The following is a 16553-nucleotide window of genomic DNA, read 5'->3' as shown; positions in this document are numbered from 1 at the left end:
TTTCTCGGTCGTCATGCCCGGGCTCGTCCCGGGCATCCACGTCTTTCGACCCGCAGGTGAGAACGTGGATGGCCGGGACGAGCCCGGCCATGACGGAGTGTGTGGTGTAGGTGTCGTACCCTCACCCCTTCTTCTTCGGCTCCCACTTCTCCACCGGCCCGCCGGCGTCGCGCCAGGCGGCGTAGCCGCCGGCGATGTGGGCGACGGGCTTGAGGCCCATGTCCTGCGCGGTCTTGGCCGCGAGCGCGGAGCGTAATCCGCCGGCGCAGTGGAAGACGAACTTCTTGTCCTCCTGGAAGATCGGCTTGGCGTACGGGCTCTGCGGATCGATCCAGAATTCGAGCATGCCGCGGGTGCAGGCGAAGGCGCCGGGGATGCGGCCGTCACGCTCGATCTCGCGGGGATCGCGGATGTCGACGATGACGACGTCGCCGTTCCTGGAGATCTCGATGGCATCCTTGGCGGTGAGCGTCTCGATTTCGGCATTGGCCTCGTCAATCAGCGCCTTGATGCCGCGGGTGATGTTTTGGGGCATGTGGTTCTCCCTCTTGTTACGTCGCCGTTCCGGGCGAACTGCCGGAGGTGGAGGTAACCTCTCCCGCTTGCGGGAGAGGTCGGCGCGCTCGAAGAGCGCGGCGGGTGAGGGCTCTCTCCTCTTTGGGGGACGTCGCTCGTGGAGAGACCCTCTCCCCAACCCTCCCCCGCAGGCGGGGGAGGGAGCGCAGTCCCGTCGCCGATCGAGCCGGACTAATCACGCATCAATGCGTCAATTCCTTCATCGCACCTTCCAGCCCCTCGATCGTGATCGGGTACATCCGATTGGCGAAGATGCGTTTGATGATGGTGGTCGATTCCGAATAATCCCAATGCTTCTGCGCGACCGGGTTCAGCCACACCGCATGCGGATAGGTGCGGATGATGCGGTCGAGCCAAACCGAGCCGGGCTCCTCGTTGACATGCTCGACCGAGCCGCCGGGCACCATGATCTCGTAAGGCGACATCGAGGCGTCACCGACGAACACGATTTTGTAGTCGTGCGGATATTTGTGCAGCACGTCCCAGGTCGGCGTGCGGTCGGTGAAGCGGCGCTTGTTCTGCTTCCACACGCCTTCATAGAGGCAATTGTGGAAGTAGAAATACTCCATGTGCTTGAACTCGCTCTTCGCCGCCGAGAACAGCTCCTCGACCTGCTCGATATGCGCGTCCATCGAGCCGCCGATGTCGAAGAACACCAAGAGCTTCACCGCATTGCGCCGCTCGGGGCGCATGTGGACGTCGAGATAGCCGTGATTGGCGGTCTCGCGGATGGTGGTGTCGAGATCGAGCTCGTCGGGCGCGCCGGTGCGCGCGAACTTGCGCAGGCGGCGCAGCGCCACCTTGATATTGCGGATGCCGAGCTCGACATTGCCGTCGAGATCCCTAAACTCGCGCTTGTCCCACACCTTGACGGCGCGGTTGTTGCGGTTCTTCTCCTGGCCGATGCGCACGCCCTCGGGATTGTAGCCGTGGGCGCCGAACGGCGAAGTGCCTGCGGTGCCGATCCACTTCGAGCCGCCCTGGTGCCTGCCCTTCTGCTCATCGAGGCGCTTCTTCAGGGTCTCCATGAGCTTGTCCCAGCCCATGGCCTCGATCTGCTTCTTCTCTTCTTCAGTCAGATATTTCTCGGCGAGCTTCTTCAGCCACTCCTCGGGGATCTCCGCCTTCTCCATGGCGTCGAGCAGGTTTTCCAGCCCCTTGAACACCGTGCCGAAGACGCGGTCGAACTTGTCGAGGTTGCGTTCGTCCTTCACCAGCGAGGCGCGCGACAGGTAGTAGAAGTTCTCGACCGTGTAGTCCGCAAGGTCAGCGTCGAGCGCCTCCATCAGCGTGAGGTATTCGCGCAGCGTCACGGGGACCTGCGCGTCGCGCAGAGAGGTGAAGAATTGCAGGAACATGGGTGACAGATTGCCCGTCGGGGGGCGAACGTCAAGGGGCGGGGTCCTTCGCGGGACTCTGGACCGGCAGGCTTTTTGCTCTAGAATTGGCGCCCTCACGGGGTTGTTTGGGGGACGTTTGCAATGGGAATTGTCGCAGCGCTCATCATCGGCGCGATCGCAGGCTGGCTTGCCGGCAAGATTGTCCACGGGGCGGGATTTGGGCTGGTCGGCAACATCGTCGTCGGCATCATCGGCGCGCTGGTTGCGAGCTGGGTGCTGCCACAGCTCCACATCGGGCTTGCCACCGGCACCTTCGGCGCCATCGTGGACGCCACCATCGGCGCGGTGATTGTGCTCGTCATCCTTTCGCTGATAAAACGGGTCTGAAAGCCTGACCGAACCAGGAACGGCCGCCGCGAGCGGCCGTTCGCTTGTCGCGACGAGGCGAGCGCCTCTCGCCGACAATGACCCAAGGACACGCAATGAAATTTACCGGCACCAAGGACTATGTTGCGACCGACGATCTCAAGGTCGCCGTCAACGCCTCGATCGTGCTCGAGCGCCCGCTGCTCATCAAGGGCGAGCCCGGCACCGGCAAGACGGTGCTGGCGGAGGAGGTGGCGAAGGCGCTGAACGCCCCGCTTTTGACCTGGCACATCAAGTCCACCACCAAGGCGCAGCAAGGCCTCTACGAATACGACGCGGTGTCGCGCCTGCGCGACAGCCAGCTCGGCGACGCGCGCGTCTCCGACATCAAGAACTACATCAAGCGCGGCAAGCTGTGGGAGGCCTTCACGGCCGAGCAGCGCCCGGTGCTTCTGATCGACGAGATCGACAAGGCCGATATCGAATTCCCGAACGACCTGCTGCTCGAGCTCGACCGCATGGAATTCCATGTCTACGAGACCGGCGAGACGATCAGGGCCAAGCAGCGCCCGATCATGATGATCACCTCCAACAACGAGAAGGAGCTGCCGGACGCCTTCCTGCGCCGCTGCTTCTTCCACTACATCAAGTTCCCCGACGCCGACACGATGGGCCGCATCGTCGACGTCCACTTCCCCGGCATCAAGAAGCGCCTGGTGGAAGAGGCGCTGCGCATCTTCTTCGAAGTGCGCGAGGTGCCCGGCCTGAAGAAGAAGCCATCGACCTCGGAGCTCTTGGACTGGCTCAAGCTTCTCCTCAACGAAGACATGAGCGTCGAGCAGCTGCGCGAGCGCGACCCGCGCAAACTGATCCCGCCGCTGCACGGCGCGCTGCTCAAGAACGAGCAGGACGTGCATCTGTTCGAGCGGCTGGCGTTCTTGAGCCGTAGGGAAGTGTGAGGGGAGCCGTGTCCCGGACGCGCTGCAGCGTGCAACGCTGCTGCGCAGAGCCGGGACCCAGAAGGCGACACGGCCTGCTCGGAGACATGGGCCCGCTCTGCAGCGCACCGCAAGGGCGCTGCGCCGCGTCCGGGGCACGAGAGCGGCGTGTGGGGCACACACTCTCCACGTCATTGCGAGGAGCTCTTGCGACGAAGCAATCCGGAATCTTTCCGCGGAGGGATTTCTGGATTGCTTCGCTTCGCTCGCAATGACGGAGTGTGACGCAACGGCTCCGCTCTTCCGCTCCATCTCGCTTGCAGACACGCCTTCGCAGCCTCGTGGCTTAGTTCGCCCGAGCTTTGCTTGCATTCCTCGCCCCACCAGAAAGAGGGCGCAGGGAAGGCCGGGTGCCGACATCGCACCCGCGGTCCGCTGCGCGAAATGCACACGCAGAGAAGACCGCACAGCAGCATACAGGTGGTGCCGATCACTCGGCCTTCCCTGCGCGATGGTCGGACGGCTTATGCCGTGATCTCCCGGGAGCCGAACTTTCCTTCTGGCCTCCCTCACCCCGCGAATTGGATGATGCAGTCTGCCCGGTTGGGCTCGCTCGCATCTCCGCGAAAGGCTTGACCGTAGCAACGACGGCCAGGACCACACGTCTATATTTTGGCATTCGGTGAAACACGCCGAAACTACAAAAATCCTTTAAAACAAGCTCTTTTCGACTAGCCTGTTTCGGGGCGCTTCGGCGGGTTTCGTCAAAACTAGGGCCCGGCCCTAAGTCTTTCAGCGTCCGCACGACAAACTGAAAGACCCAAAGCCGAGCCCTTTGGTCCCAAGCCTTAGGAGCCGAAACCGAAATGGATACTACCATCACCGCCGCCCCCGCTGGCAAGCGCGCCCGCAACGGCAGCGTCATCCTGACCAACCGCCTTTGCGAAAGGCGGGTGCCCAAACGGGTCAAGTTCTACGATCGCAAATGCCCGGGCCTCTATGTCAGCATCACCACGGCGGGCGTGGCGACCTTCTCGATTAAGTTCACCGATCCGCAGACCGGCAAGCAGCGCACCGGCTGGCTCGGCCTCTATAACCCCGAGACCTTCACCGTCGACGACGCCCGGAGCAAGGTCTACGGCCTCAAGGGCAAGGGTGGCGACGCCATTGCCGAGACGTTCCGCGACCGCAGAGAGCGGCAGGCCAAGCGCGGCAAGACGGTCGCCGAGATCATCGAGGAGCGGATCGACTGGATGAAGACGCCGGTCCGGAAGGCGGATGGCGAGATGCGGCCCCGGCTGGAAAGTTGGGAAAACACCGCGAGCCATCTGCGCCGCTTCATCGGCTCGAAGCTCGGCCGGAAGATCGCAGCCGACGTCACCCGAGGCGACATTCAGGCGTTGTCGGACGACATCGTGGCGGGTCGGCACGGCGGCAAGCCGTCGGTCAGCAATGCGCGTCACATGCGCAAGGCGGCATCGGGCATGTTCCGGTGGGCATTGCGGCGCGAGTACATCACCGTCAACCCTTGCAGTGATCTGGAGCCGCTCGACCCGGAGCATCCGCGCACCCGCGTTCTCACCGAGGACGAGATCAGGATTTTCTGGCACGGCCTCGACCGCGACGACTTAATGACGTCATGGGACCGTAGGACCCGGCTCGCGCTCAAGTTCGAGTTGGCGACCATGCTGCGCTCGGCCGAACTGCTCGGCGCACACCGCAACGAACTGATCGACCTCGACGGCGAGCAGCCGCGCCTCGACGTGCCACTCAAGCGGGTGAAGAAACGACGAATGATCCAACAGCCGCTGCCGAGCCTCGCGGTGGAGATCGTCAAGGAGGCTTTGAAGGGCAACAACAAGGATTTCGTATTCGCCAGCCCGCTCGACAACAGGCCGCTGCACCGCAAGGCGATGGCGGACGCGCTGCGCGGCGACAGGCGCAAGGGCAAGGTCAGGACGCCCGGCATCTGCCAGTTGCTCGGGTTGAAGCCGTTCACGCCACACGATCTGCGGCGGACGGCGGCGAGTTGGGCGCGCCGGATCGGCCAGCCGATGGCGAAGATCGCGCTCTGCTTGGATCATCGCGTGACGACGGAGGACGGCATCAAGCTGCCGCCCGTCACCGGCAAGCACTATGTCCGCGCCGAGGATCGCGAGGTGAAAGAGAAGCGCGAAGTCTTGCAGGCGTGGGCCGCCGAGCTTCGGCGCATCATCGGCACGAATGCCGAGCAAGCGGAAGCCGGATTGCGTCTCGTCGCCTAATCAACGCAAATCCAAATTTGGCAATGCAATCGCCAGTGCCTTTTTGATGCTGATCAATATGTGATCCTTGGCAGAGGCCTATTTAAAAACAGCGTAGCCCCCAACTACGCAGCCCCCCAAAGTAAAGCCGTCAGCTTCCCAAGGGCTGACGGCTCCTCTTTTTCTCCGCAATCCCGATCGGCCTCACCCCGAGAGCACTCCGGGCAACTACGTGGGCCGCGCTGGAACTTGCGTCAGATCAAATCCACGGATGCACCGCCTGCTTAGCGTTTATTAACTTCGGGGAGTTCGATGATGCTGGTCAGAACCAACGAAACGATGCGCCGTTTAAATGACGGGCCCCTAGCTGTCCTCGTCGGGGAGCGCGTCTTCTCTAGCGAGTTTAAGTACCGCAAGGGAACCGAGGTTTTTGGCGAGGGAGATGCGGCGGAATACGTCTATCAAATCATCACTGGAGCGGTGCGGACGTACAAGTTGCTCGCAGATGGTCGCCGCCAAATCAACTCATTTCACCTGCCGGGCGATATGTTTGGGTTTGAGAACGGTGCCTCTCACCGCTTTTCTGCCGAGGCTCTCGTCGAAACTAAAGTTCGCCTCATGAGACAGCGCAGCCTGCTTCATACGGTGGCAAGCCGAGAAGGCAGCACAACTAACCTTCTCCGTCTGGTCACTCAAAGCCTGCAGCACGCTGAGAACCACATGCTTCTGCTGGGTCGTAAAACAGCGCTGGAGAGAGTAGCTGCATTCCTCCTCGAAATGGACGACCGGCAGTCTCATCCCGACGTGATGATTTTGCCGATGAGCCGCCGCGATATTGCTGATTATTTGGGTCTGACGCTTGAAACCGTATCGCGTGCCCTTTCAGTGCTTCGCGATGATGGCTTGCTGCGCTTCATAGGGACTACACAGCGACAGGTCGCACTCTTGAACCGGTGCGGACTTGCGCAGTATGACGCCTGATTGAAGCCGAACTGCCGTCCCTCGTCCCGCCGCAGCGCGTGATCATGCAGCCGATCGCATCGTCGATGGGAGCCAAGGCAAAATGGCCGCAGATTGCTCTGCGGCCCACCGGAATGAATTATCTTTCCGTACTGAAATTGCCAGCCCCGGTGCGAATGTGTTTTAGCGCGAGTTGCGCCGCAACTTGGATACCGGGCTTCTACTTACGTCGAAGGTCTCATGCGGCACTGGGAAAAGTCCCAATTGACGCTCGGCCGATTGAGCGTCACCCACGGGCGCAATGCAATGCTTCTACTCTTATTGGGCTTCGGACTGTCACTTCTACGTCGTCTATCTCTGCTCGGCCTCGCCGCAGTCGGCCTGCGTGTGGATGGTGGCCTAGAGAACGCGTGACAAAACGTGACGCATAGGGCCCCCGCTCAATCTGGCCCGTGCCGCTTCGGCGGAGCGCCAGGGGCAATCCATTTGAACGCGCGGCTTAGAGCTTCTGCTCGCCCTTTTGGCCCACTTTGGTGTTCCCCAAAATGGGTTGTCGATTTGTGCTTACGGTTCTTTCCTCCGCAGTCAGAACTTGCCTGCGAAGGTTCTCAAGCTCAGCCCGCTGAGCAACGAGCACCTCAAGGCGTTGGTACAGAACAGTCGTACGGCTGTCTGCCTGACCGCGATCTCCCATTGCACGCCCATCACTGCTCTATGAGATGGCCGCCGTCGGACGCGCTTGAGGTCGCACAACGTGGCAAACGCTCCGAGGCCCGGCAGTAAGCGTCGAAGTAATGACGCCAACGCGCTAATTGGCGCACTTGTTCCTGGCGGAAGCATGGGTCGTGAAGGCCGGAAGGTAGTCAGCTCATGCTGATCGCCGCGAGTACCATGCAAACGAAGTATATACCCGCGATGCTGAAACCGACGATCCGGGCCGTGCTTCTACCATCCAAGGTCTCTCTCCACACACGGGCTGGCCCCGACACCAAGGGCAATGGGGGACGCTGGGTCGGGGCCGGCCTGCCGTCCATTGTCAAAAATGGACGGAAAGCCAACAAACTCGCCGCTAGCCACGTTCCAATGTAGGGCGCGATCCAGCGCGAGTAGGACCGGCTGAACCGGCGGTGCGCGTCGGTTCTTCTTGCACTGCTAGCGTTTCGGTGCCGCATTGAGCTTTCAAATCGGCGTCTGGCCGCCAACATAAGGCGTCAAGCGGCAAGCTCGCGCGTTTTCTTGCGGCGTGCACCATGGTGTTGCCCGGATCAATTCCGCCTTCACCCGGACGGAATTAGTCGCAGCGGCGCTCCCTGCGCGTAACCATGCGTCCATCACGTTCGACCGTGACGGTCTCTGTGCGGCAGCGCTGTCTTGGGCCGACCGTAACGCCGCCCGGCCCGACGCCAACTGTCGTGTCGCGGTCGTAGCGGTCGCGTGCCCTATAGTCACGGTCCCGGTAGTAGCGGTCCTCGCGGTCCCGCCCGATCTGAACGTCAACGCCTTGGGCCATCTTGACGCCTTGGGCGTTGGCCGGAATGGCGAGCGGAGTAGTTGTCAGCGCGGCTGCGGTCGCGGCTAACACAAGAGCGATCTTCAACATGTGCGAGTGCTCCCTTGGGGTGAACCGGTGTAACGGGAGCGAACTCCGACCGTTCCTGCGGTAGGTGGCGGCTTCTTCCTTTTACGGTCCCAAGTTTGCCCATCGCGCGGTTGGCGATCGTCGGCGGCCATTACTACCGAATTAGCGCCCCCAAAGGTCACCCGCCCGATGTCTCGCGGCTTGCCGTTTGTTCTCATTTCGTTCGCGGCGGGCCGGATCGGGAGTGAGCGACCATGGATGACGGGCTTTGGCACCGTCTGCGCCTCCTAGAGCGGCAGGGCCGCCCGGTACCGGCTCAAGAAAGAGCAGCCGCCGCCTGCCCAATGGCCGTGTCTTAGGTGGACGGTCATGGTGACCGAACGTCCCCAAGACGACGACACGGACGATCATTCACCGTGGATAAAGGCCCTCAAGAGCATTTGCGCGGCAGGAAAACTATATGCCCTGATCTAATGTGCCTTAAGCCGAGACGCTAACATGGATCGGGCATATGGAATTGAACGAGTTATTGTCGGGCAAAGGTATTGACCCGCGTAACGTCCTTGTATTTCGGCACCGCCCCACGGAGCCGGAGTTGAATAAAATCTTTCCTCTGCTGGCAGCCGACCGGCCTGACCTGTTCAACGCCTATCAACGAGCGCACAGCGAAAAGATCGAGAAGGTCTTGCTATCCGCGAGCCATGTAGCGTCGTTCATCCGGCACGGCTCCGGTAGAGCGTTGTTCATCGGCGCATATGCTATCGGCAAACCAAAACCTCTCACGCAGCAGCAATTTTGGCGCATCCCGGCCAATACCGAGTTAAAGAAGCTAGGAATGCGCGGGTTTGTGAGTGGCCGTCGCTCTTGCCTGTGGTTCGACTTGCAACTCTTGGACTTCTATTCCGAATGGAAAGGCAAATTGGTGGTGGACTGGCCGCCGCCCGAGCGATCTTGGTGGCGGCGCGCCCATCGCAACAGGATGTCGGTTCACGCTGTTCTCGAAGATAGCGCGCTCGATACTGCGATGCATAAGTGGAACGAGCTAGACCTTACTTGGAGCCAACTCAGTATTTTGCCGAAGCGTTGGCAAGCGAAGCTCTCTGAATGGCGGGGCATCTACTACATTTTCGATAGCTCGGATGCAAAGGGCTACGTCGGCTCCGCTTATGGCGCGGAAAATCTGTTGGGCAGATGGCGAAACTATGGGACCTCCGGGCACGGCGGGAACAGATTGCTGCGGCAGCGTGACCCAACAAATTTTCGTTTCACCATCCTCGAACTTGTTTCCCCACGATGCCGCCCGACGAAGTCATATCGCTCGAAAGCAATTGGAAAGAGCGGCTGCACACGCGCCAACCCTATGGCCTCAACGACAAGCGGACATGTGCAATCTGTATTCGGTCACCACGAACCAAGAGGCGATCCGCGCTCTATTCCGCGTAGTCAATCGCTACGTCGGCAACCTGGCTCCGATGCTGGGCGTGTTTCCGGACTATACGACTGGCTCGACGACTGCCCGGCCAAGATATGCATGGCACCTTTGGTGATTTTTCGGGAACTTTGTGAATCGCTGGGCGTATTCACGGGTTATGCCGGAGCGGGGGAGCGCCTTGGCGGAGAAACCGGTAATCTTGGTTGTCGAGGACGACGCCGACATACAGCGCATTGTCGAAGATGCCCTGGCCGATGGGGGCTTTGAGCCCGCCATCGCGGCCTCCGGTGAGGAAGCGATCACCCTGCTTAAGGGCCGCGCAGCCAAGTATTGCGCGCTCGTTCTGGACATCAACTTGAGGGGCAGAATGACGGGTTGGGTGACCGCTAGGCAAGCCCGAGAAATCGATCCGGCATTTCCCATTCTTTACATAACCGCCGGTGCCGGTCACGAGTGGCCCTCCCAAGGCGTGCCAAACAGCATTCTTTTGCAGAAGCCATTTGCCTCCGCCCAACTGGTCACCGCCGTTTCCCAACTCCTGAACAACGGCACGCCTCCGCTCAGCCCCAAGGACCCGGCCTAACCCATTCGTCCTGCACCGGGATCGTCCGGATGCAGGATTTTACCAAGTCTTAGTGCTGCTCGTCCGACCCTCAACTTGCGGATGCAACAGGACGATCGCTCCCATGTTGAAGGACGGCACATACAGCGCGTGGTTTAGGACCCCGCTGGGCAGCGGAACCGGGATCGCCCACGTCGCGGACGGGCAAATCTGGGGTCATGATAGCATCATGACATACAGCGGCTCTTGCCAGACCGACGGTGACCGCTTCACCGCGATCATCACGATCAAGAGGCACACCGAAGGACATGCCACGGTGTTCGGCGCAGATGACCTTACGCTTCGGCTTGAGGGAACGTGCCCCGGCAAGATAGCTCGTTACGTTGGCACGGCGGATCAGGTGCCGGGAGTGGTGCTTGAGGGAACGCTTATTCTGAGCGAACAACAGACGCCCGCGCCAGAAGCGACCAAGCCGAGACCACGGTTCGACCCGGCGAAACTCCCGAAACTACCAAAACGCTCCCGCTAGATGCTGACCAAAACCGATACCAAGCGAGGTCCCGCCTGCGAGAGGTGCGAGCGCGACATGATGCCGGTAGGGCAACTGTCCGCAATCGCAGATCGGCCGGGCGTGCGCGTCTACAAATGCGCTCCCTGCCAGCGTGTCTCCACGACACCTATTCGGGATTAAGACGCCGAACGGGCGGCCTCTCCGTAGTTATACCGATGCGCGGTGCACGCTGTTGCCCGTGGTTGCCGTTTGGCGTCTACTACCCGCTTCGATTGCATTTCGATCACGATCGAATTTCTAGCCGGAGAGGCGGAATTGACCGTCAAAGCCATCATGACCTCGATCCTCGCCAACGAATTGGCCCGGCGAGGTGTGAGTTCACTAACGCCATCTGACTGTGAGGAGATCGTCGAGCGGTTGATCGAGCGGCTGACCGAGCTTGAGTTGAGCTTGGCGGCACGCGAGATCACTCATAAGCGCGATCCCTAAGATGACCGATCGCGGCTGGCGGCGCGAATTCGACGATCCGATCCTGTCGTCCGATGGCCGAACACTGAGCACGCTGCACGATGCCGCCACCTTCATCACCAAGTTGCGGAAGCAGGAGCATGATGCGCCGGAATGGCTGGCCGCGATCGAGGCGCTATTGCTCGTGGTCAGTCTCAGCGGCCCCACCATGTTCGCGCGCATCGCTGTGTGCGTGCGTTCAACCGCCATCACAAGCCGTTGCAGCACCGCGACGGAAGCAGGTGAAGGCGTGTCAGGCGGAAGACCCTCCGCTCCGTCTTTCCTCAACTTCTTGCGCGAGCTTGATCCAATCAGCGGCAAGCCGAAGCCAAGCCTGTTTGTCAACCTCATGGATAGCCTTAGCGGCCAGTTGACGGCACTCCTGAGCTTGTTCGCGAAATCTATCTGCGTCGGTCTCGATCATCGCGCTGAGAGCATGCATCCAAACCGCCCCCGCGACGATTGATGTATCTCAATGCCCGTCCACGCGGCGAAGTCGGCCTTGGCACAATCGCCCGGGTGACGCTGGCAGCAGGCTATATACTTCTCCGTGGGATTGCGGTGTTCCAACAGGGAACATTGAATTTCACGCCTGAGTTTGCCCAAGATTATTGCGGCTGGGGATTTGAGGGGCCCAGCGTCTAAGCAGCGCCCGCTAGCCAATATATTCGGCTAGTGCGGCGTTGTGCTCAATGGTGCGCCGCGCCCCCCGAAGAAGGCCGCAACGAACAGAACCAGCCGTTGATCGCTACTCAACGGACAGTTGGCGACGATCGCGGCCGATTGATCTCAGGTTCTGCATTTGAAGTCGAGACTTCGACCGGCGGCACGTCACGTCCACAGTGCTTGCAGACGATGGCTTCGGGCCTGATATTCTCGGCGCAGAACGGGCACTTCCTCGCCTTGCCATCGTGTCCTTCCATGTACGACGGATCGTCTCCACGTCTTAGCAGTGCAAGCAAAATGACTGCGAGCAGCGGAGAGATCACACAAGTCAGGACAACAAGGCGCTGATAGCGGCTGATCCTGTTCACCTTTCAATCCCGGAAGATCACCGAGAACTATTCTGCCCGCGTCATCATTTCGAGGACGGTTCCGCGCAGGACCAACAAGCCACCGCATTTCCCCGGATAACCATCCGCAAATGTAGCGATACATTCCGGGTTTAGGATGATGGCTTAACGAAAAGCGAACATGCTGCCTGCGACACGTTTTATCTTTCGCGCCGCAATAGGGCTGATTTTCACCCTGTCACTTGCGGCTAGCGCAGCAGCGCAGTCGAACGATGATCGTTTGGCATGCCGACAACCTCCACCGCCTCCATGCACTGGCTGCTCGGCTGCCGTATCCGAAGAAGCAGAGCTAGATGTCAACGCAATCTGGGAGAAGGCCGTCAATCAAACCACTTCGCCAATCTTTCCGGAACGATGCCAGTTCGAATTGAACGAGCTAATCAGGCAATATAATCGGCTAGATCTTCCGGAGAGCCGTTTGAAGAAAGACTTCTGATCTTCTGTTCGCGCCGTTTGGCGACGTCGCGACTAAGGCGGCCTAGCAATCCTTTTTGCGCGGGCTTTTGGTGGGTCCTACCGAGATCGCAAAATCAAATGCCGGGACGCGCGACGGCCCCCGTTTGGCGTATTTGGCCCCGAACTTTTCCGATTTTGCTGCATCCGGTAATATCGCGAATTCAACAGGATAGTGCGATGAGCGAGTTAGAACGGGCGTGGCGGGCTTGGCGGGCGCTTTCGCGACCTGATCGGGTGCGATTTCTCGCGCTGTTCCGTGGAGCCTATGCCCAAGAGCGCGCGGCAGCGGTGCGGCGACGCGGCGGCGGACGTGGCAGAAGGGGATTGCGGCTCGCGGACGCGGCGCTGAGCGAGACGGACCTCCAACGGCTCGGCCTATAATCATCGCCTATGCGTTCGAGTGGCGGAGGCTACTCCGGGGGGCTGGCTTGCCGGTAAACTCCGGTAAATAGCTCCTACCCCATTTACCGGGGCAAAGAGCAAGTGGCGGTCGCTTCGGTACGAGAAACCTCGACGACCTCGCCGATCAGCTCGCGAGGTGACTGCACACTCATGAGGTCGGCTCAGTGGACCGTAGCGGGCTTGATGTGCTCAGCCTGAGTTCTTCGCATTTTGACCCGTTGCGGACGTTCCCATCAATTCATTAGCTGGACCGCTAAGCCGTCCCTTCGGCATAGACGGCCGCGCGCTGGTGTGGCTAAGTTGGCGCCAAACTCCGGAGGATGAAGATGCCGTACTTCACAGCCAAGCAGACCCAATCAGATCGCGTGTCTAAGGTGCTTGCAGATGTCTTCTGTGCGCTTTTGCTCGGGACCTTTTCGATCGTATTTTTCGGTCTAATCGGCGGCCTCGTTGCTTTCGCCCTGCTGGAAGCTTGCTTGCTCGCCCTCGATTGGGTGATGCCTAGCGACGATGACGCGGCTGGCGTTGTTCGCTAGGGGATCAAAGGGCAACGAAATGAGCAAGCCCGTAAAATCTGAAAGCGAGCTGATCGCTATGGCGAAGGCCGAATTGAAAGTTCACGCCGACTGCCCCGAGGGCATGATCATTTCCGTCCTCCGCGACGGTAGTTCCTGGGAGTTTCGAGCCAGCGCCGATCGGGTAACCTCGGATCGGCCGGGATACCCTGAATGCGTCGCAATGCTCGTCCAGATCGGCGATCACCTCTGCAAGCAGTACGATGTCGAGGGTTAGGCGTCCTCGACAATCTACACAGGTCAGAAGATGCGGTCGATCACCATCGTCAGACCAGCTGAGAAGGACATGATGATCACCAGAGGAACTCCTGTCTCAAAGAACGGCAGCTCCATCCACCGATGTGACTGCCCGTTGCGAGGCAGGAAGACCCATAGGAGGGCGATTGACAAGACGACCAGGAATGCGCCGATCACGAAATCCCCCTCTGAAGCAGTGACATCTCACTGGAGGTTGTCCTCCGGCGGTCGCGTTGCCGGTAAGCCCCGAAGGTCAACCCAATTAAGCACAGCGACGCTAACTTAGACGCTGCTGCGGCAAACTGTCCATTTTCCTGTTGACCCGGAATTGGCCGACGGTAAAGGTGGCCTTGCTTCACGCGGCGGGCAAGACCGGACCATGGCTTGCCAAAAACCGACAACAAGAACGGGCGGAAGCATCAGGAGGGGTACCTAACTCCCGTATGGGCGTGGACGGTGGCTATTGCGTCGCCATGATCCTCCCTGCTTGGAGGTAGCACTCAGCGAGCGGGGAAAAGGCATCGATGCGCCCATTGTTGGCGGTGAGTACAGCTATCGATTGGCTGAACGAAAAGGTCGGCAACGTCTGCAATATTCTGGTGCTCGCGGCCTGCATGGTCAGCGCTGTCAATGCGATGATCCGGTATGCCTTCAGCTACAGCTCCAACAGCTGGCTCGAGACGCAGTGGTATATGTTCGCCGTCATCGTGATGTTCGGCTCATCCTATACCTTCAAGCGCAATGAGCATGTCCGCGTGGAAATCCTCTACCTCATGCTGTCTGAGCGCGGCCAGTTGTGGCTGGACCTGATCGGGACTTTGGTTTTCCTGGTCCCGGCGTGCCTGCTCCTCAGCTATTTGTCATGGGCGATGTTCCACAACTCGTTCATCATCGGCGAGATGTCCAACAATGCCGGTGGTCTTGTTCGGTGGCCAATCAAATTCGTCTTGCCGGCAGGCTTCTTCATGGTGGCTTTGCAGGGCGTCTCCGAAGCCATCAAACGAGCTGCGGCCTTGCGCGGTGAAGTCACAATCGACGCGAAATACGAGCGCCCGACCCAATGATCACGATTGAGATGATGCCGCCGCTGATGTTCGGCGGCCTGGTCCTGGCCATGCTGATCGGATATCCGGTCGCCTTCACTTTGGCCGCTCTCGGGCTTTCGTTCGGATTTCTGGCGATCCACGAGGGCTTCTTCGGCTTCCGCTTCCTCCAGGCGATTCCGGAGCGCATCTACGGCAGCGTTCTGGCGAACGAATTGCTGCTGGCCATTCCATTCTTCACGTTCATGGGCTCGATCCTCGAACGATGCGGCCTCGCAGAGGACATGCTGGATTCGATGGGGCAGTTGTTCGGCCCCATTCGCGGTGGCCTCGGCTATTCCGTGATCATCGTCGGCTTCATCCTCGGTGCCATCACAGGCACGGTGGCGGCGCAGGTGATCGCGATGGCGCTGATCTCGATGCCGGTGATGATCCGCTACGGCTACAACATGCGCTACATCACCGGCGTGCTCGCGGCGTCCGGCACCATTACCCAGCTTGTGCCGCCCTCGCTGGTTCTGATCGTGCTCGCGGACCAGCTTGGGAAGTCGGTTGGCGATATGTATCTGGGTGCCTGGGGGCCGTCGATCCTCCAGATCGCGCTCTTTGCGGGCTACACCTTTGTTCTGAGCGTGATCAAGCCGGGCCACGTTCCGGCGGTGCCCAAGGAAGCAAGGACGCTCAAGGGCTGGGCGCTCTGGCGCAAATGTCTTCTGGGCATCGTCCCGTCCGCCGTCCTGATCTTCGTGGTGCTCGGCACAATGATGCTCGGCCTCGCCACGCCGACCGAAGCAGGTGCGATGGGCGCAGTCGGCGCGATCGTCCTCGCCGTCATCCATCACAAGGATTTCAGCTCGGCCGGCCACAGGGTGCTGCTCGTCGGCGTTGCGGCTGCGGGTGTCGGCACCATCATCGGCATCTACTTCACGCCAAATCTGGTGTTCAAGATCGCCTTCGCGATCGCCTATCTTGCGGTCGCCTGGGTTTGCCTCGAGGCGGTCCGGATTCCGGATCTCCGCGATCTGGTCAAGCAGGGCTACGAGACCACCATGCGCATCACCTGCATGGTGACGTTCATCCTGATCGGATCGACCTGCTTCTCGATCGTCTTTCTCGGTTGCAACGGCGGTGTCTGGCTGGAGCACATGCTGACATCGCTGCCGGGAGGCGTCTGGGGCTTCCTGATCTTCATGAACCTGTTCATCTTCTTCATCGCGTTCTTCCTCGACTTCTTCGAGATCGCTTTCATCATCATTCCGATGATTGCGCCGATCGCGCAGAAGCTGCTCGCTCCCGTCGTCGGGGCGGACGCTGCCCTGATCTGGTTCGGCGTCATGCTCTGCGTCAACATGCAGACCTCCTTCCTGCATCCTCCGTTCGGCTTTGCCCTGTTCTACCTGCGGGGCGTGGCGCCGAAGGAGGTCAAGAGTTCAGACATCTATTGGGGCGCAATGCCCTGGATCGGCCTGCAGGCGATCATGGTTGCCGTCGTCATCGCGTTCCCGATCACCGTCACCGGATTGTTGGACGCCCCGACCAAGGTGGATCTGGACAAGGTCAAGATCGAAATCCCGGATATCGAGCTGCCGCCGCCGGTGATCGATTTTGGCCAGCCCAAGAACTGAAGGATATCGACCGAGGCAAATTCCGCTATTGATGTTGTGGACGGCTCCTCCACCGGCACGAGAGTGCCAAGGAGTGGGTGCCGTTTTGAGGCTCCACGATTCGGAGGAGCAGCCTATGCAGTCAATTT

At 60.3% G+C, this 16553-nt stretch carries 16 protein-coding genes and 1 pseudogene; 13 read left to right on the top strand and 4 right to left on the bottom strand.

Annotated elements, in window-relative coordinates; genetic code table 11:
• Positions 1–121: 121 nt before the first annotated feature.
• Together XH84_RS12990 and XH84_RS12985 are read right to left on the bottom strand one after the other, a co-directional pair.
• On the bottom strand, positions 122–535 hold the full coding sequence (locus XH84_RS12990) for a rhodanese-like domain-containing protein (RefSeq protein ID WP_128917358.1): 414 nt from the start codon (positions 533–535) through the stop codon (positions 122–124).
• 223 nt (positions 536–758) lie between these two features.
• On the bottom strand, positions 759–1934 hold the full coding sequence (locus tag XH84_RS12985; protein WP_128917359.1) for a vWA domain-containing protein: 1176 nt from the start codon (positions 1932–1934) through the stop codon (positions 759–761).
• 123 nt (positions 1935–2057) lie between these two features.
• On the opposite strand from XH84_RS12985, the gene XH84_RS12980 reads away from it, so the two are divergent.
• The 4 genes from XH84_RS12980 (at position 2058) to XH84_RS12960 (ending at position 6444) form a co-directional block, all read left to right on the top strand.
• Positions 2058–2303, top strand: a complete 246-nt coding sequence (locus tag XH84_RS12980) for a GlsB/YeaQ/YmgE family stress response membrane protein (protein WP_128917360.1) — start codon at positions 2058–2060, stop codon at positions 2301–2303.
• A gap of 95 nt (positions 2304–2398) precedes the next feature.
• Positions 2399–3241, top strand: a complete 843-nt coding sequence (locus XH84_RS12975) for an AAA family ATPase (protein WP_128917361.1) — start codon at positions 2399–2401, stop codon at positions 3239–3241.
• 845 nt (positions 3242–4086) lie between these two features.
• Positions 4087–5484, top strand: coding sequence for a tyrosine-type recombinase/integrase (locus XH84_RS12965; protein ID WP_164935969.1), 1398 nt, complete (start codon positions 4087–4089; stop codon positions 5482–5484).
• A 318-nt stretch (positions 5485–5802) separates the two neighbouring features.
• Positions 5803–6444 carry a helix-turn-helix domain-containing protein gene (locus tag XH84_RS12960; RefSeq protein ID WP_245471746.1) on the top strand — a complete coding sequence of 214 codons (642 nt, stop codon included), beginning with the start codon at positions 5803–5805 and terminating at the stop codon, positions 6442–6444.
• Positions 6445–7714: 1270 nt separating this feature from the next.
• Here XH84_RS12960 and XH84_RS12955 read toward each other — a convergent pair.
• A complete protein-coding gene (locus XH84_RS12955) occupies positions 7715–8023 on the bottom strand; it encodes a hypothetical protein (protein ID WP_128917362.1) in 309 nt (102 codons plus the stop codon).
• A gap of 1361 nt (positions 8024–9384) precedes the next feature.
• On the opposite strand from XH84_RS12955, the pseudogene XH84_RS40735 reads away from it, so the two are divergent.
• The 7 genes and pseudogenes from XH84_RS40735 to XH84_RS12920 all read left to right on the top strand — a co-directional run.
• Positions 9385–9498 (top strand): annotated as a pseudogene (locus XH84_RS40735) (SOS response-associated peptidase); the annotation flags it as partial.
• A 93-nt stretch (positions 9499–9591) separates the two neighbouring features.
• Complete coding sequence (locus tag XH84_RS12945; protein WP_128917373.1) at positions 9592–10017, top strand: response regulator; 426 nt, start codon at positions 9592–9594, stop codon at positions 10015–10017.
• A gap of 103 nt (positions 10018–10120) precedes the next feature.
• Positions 10121–10525, top strand: coding sequence for a hypothetical protein (locus XH84_RS12940; RefSeq protein WP_128917363.1), 405 nt, complete (start codon positions 10121–10123; stop codon positions 10523–10525).
• Positions 10526–10822: 297 nt separating this feature from the next.
• Positions 10823–10996: a hypothetical protein gene (locus tag XH84_RS39720; RefSeq protein WP_164935970.1), complete on the top strand. Its 174-nt coding sequence runs from the start codon at positions 10823–10825 to the stop codon at positions 10994–10996.
• A gap of 1 nt (position 10997) precedes the next feature.
• Entirely contained in the window at positions 10998–11480 is a 483-nt protein-coding gene (locus XH84_RS40730; RefSeq protein ID WP_245471711.1) for a hypothetical protein, read from the top strand.
• A gap of 1791 nt (positions 11481–13271) precedes the next feature.
• The gene (locus tag XH84_RS12925) at positions 13272–13481 is read left to right on the top strand and encodes a hypothetical protein (RefSeq protein WP_128917364.1); all 210 of its coding nucleotides are present in this window, start codon (positions 13272–13274) and stop codon (positions 13479–13481) included.
• Between the two features lie 19 nt (positions 13482–13500).
• Positions 13501–13737: a hypothetical protein gene (locus tag XH84_RS12920; RefSeq protein ID WP_128917365.1), complete on the top strand. Its 237-nt coding sequence runs from the start codon at positions 13501–13503 to the stop codon at positions 13735–13737.
• A gap of 23 nt (positions 13738–13760) precedes the next feature.
• On the opposite strand, the gene XH84_RS39715 is transcribed toward XH84_RS12920, so the two are convergent.
• Complete coding sequence (locus XH84_RS39715) at positions 13761–13934, bottom strand: hypothetical protein (RefSeq protein ID WP_164935971.1); 174 nt, start codon at positions 13932–13934, stop codon at positions 13761–13763.
• A 347-nt stretch (positions 13935–14281) separates the two neighbouring features.
• On the opposite strand from XH84_RS39715, the gene XH84_RS12915 reads away from it, so the two are divergent.
• Both XH84_RS12915 and XH84_RS12910 read left to right on the top strand, forming a co-directional pair.
• Positions 14282–14821, top strand: a complete 540-nt coding sequence (locus XH84_RS12915) for a TRAP transporter small permease subunit (protein WP_128917366.1) — start codon at positions 14282–14284, stop codon at positions 14819–14821.
• Positions 14818–16425, top strand: coding sequence for a TRAP transporter large permease (locus tag XH84_RS12910; RefSeq protein ID WP_128917367.1), 1608 nt, complete (start codon positions 14818–14820; stop codon positions 16423–16425). Before XH84_RS12915 ends, XH84_RS12910 begins: the two co-directional genes overlap by 4 nt.
• Positions 16426–16553: the final 128 nt, after the last annotated feature.

It is taken from the genome of Bradyrhizobium nanningense (assembly GCF_004114535.1).
Taxonomy (GTDB): domain Bacteria; phylum Pseudomonadota; class Alphaproteobacteria; order Rhizobiales; family Xanthobacteraceae; genus Bradyrhizobium; species Bradyrhizobium nanningense.
This window is presented reverse-complemented; position numbering and strand designations above follow the sequence as displayed.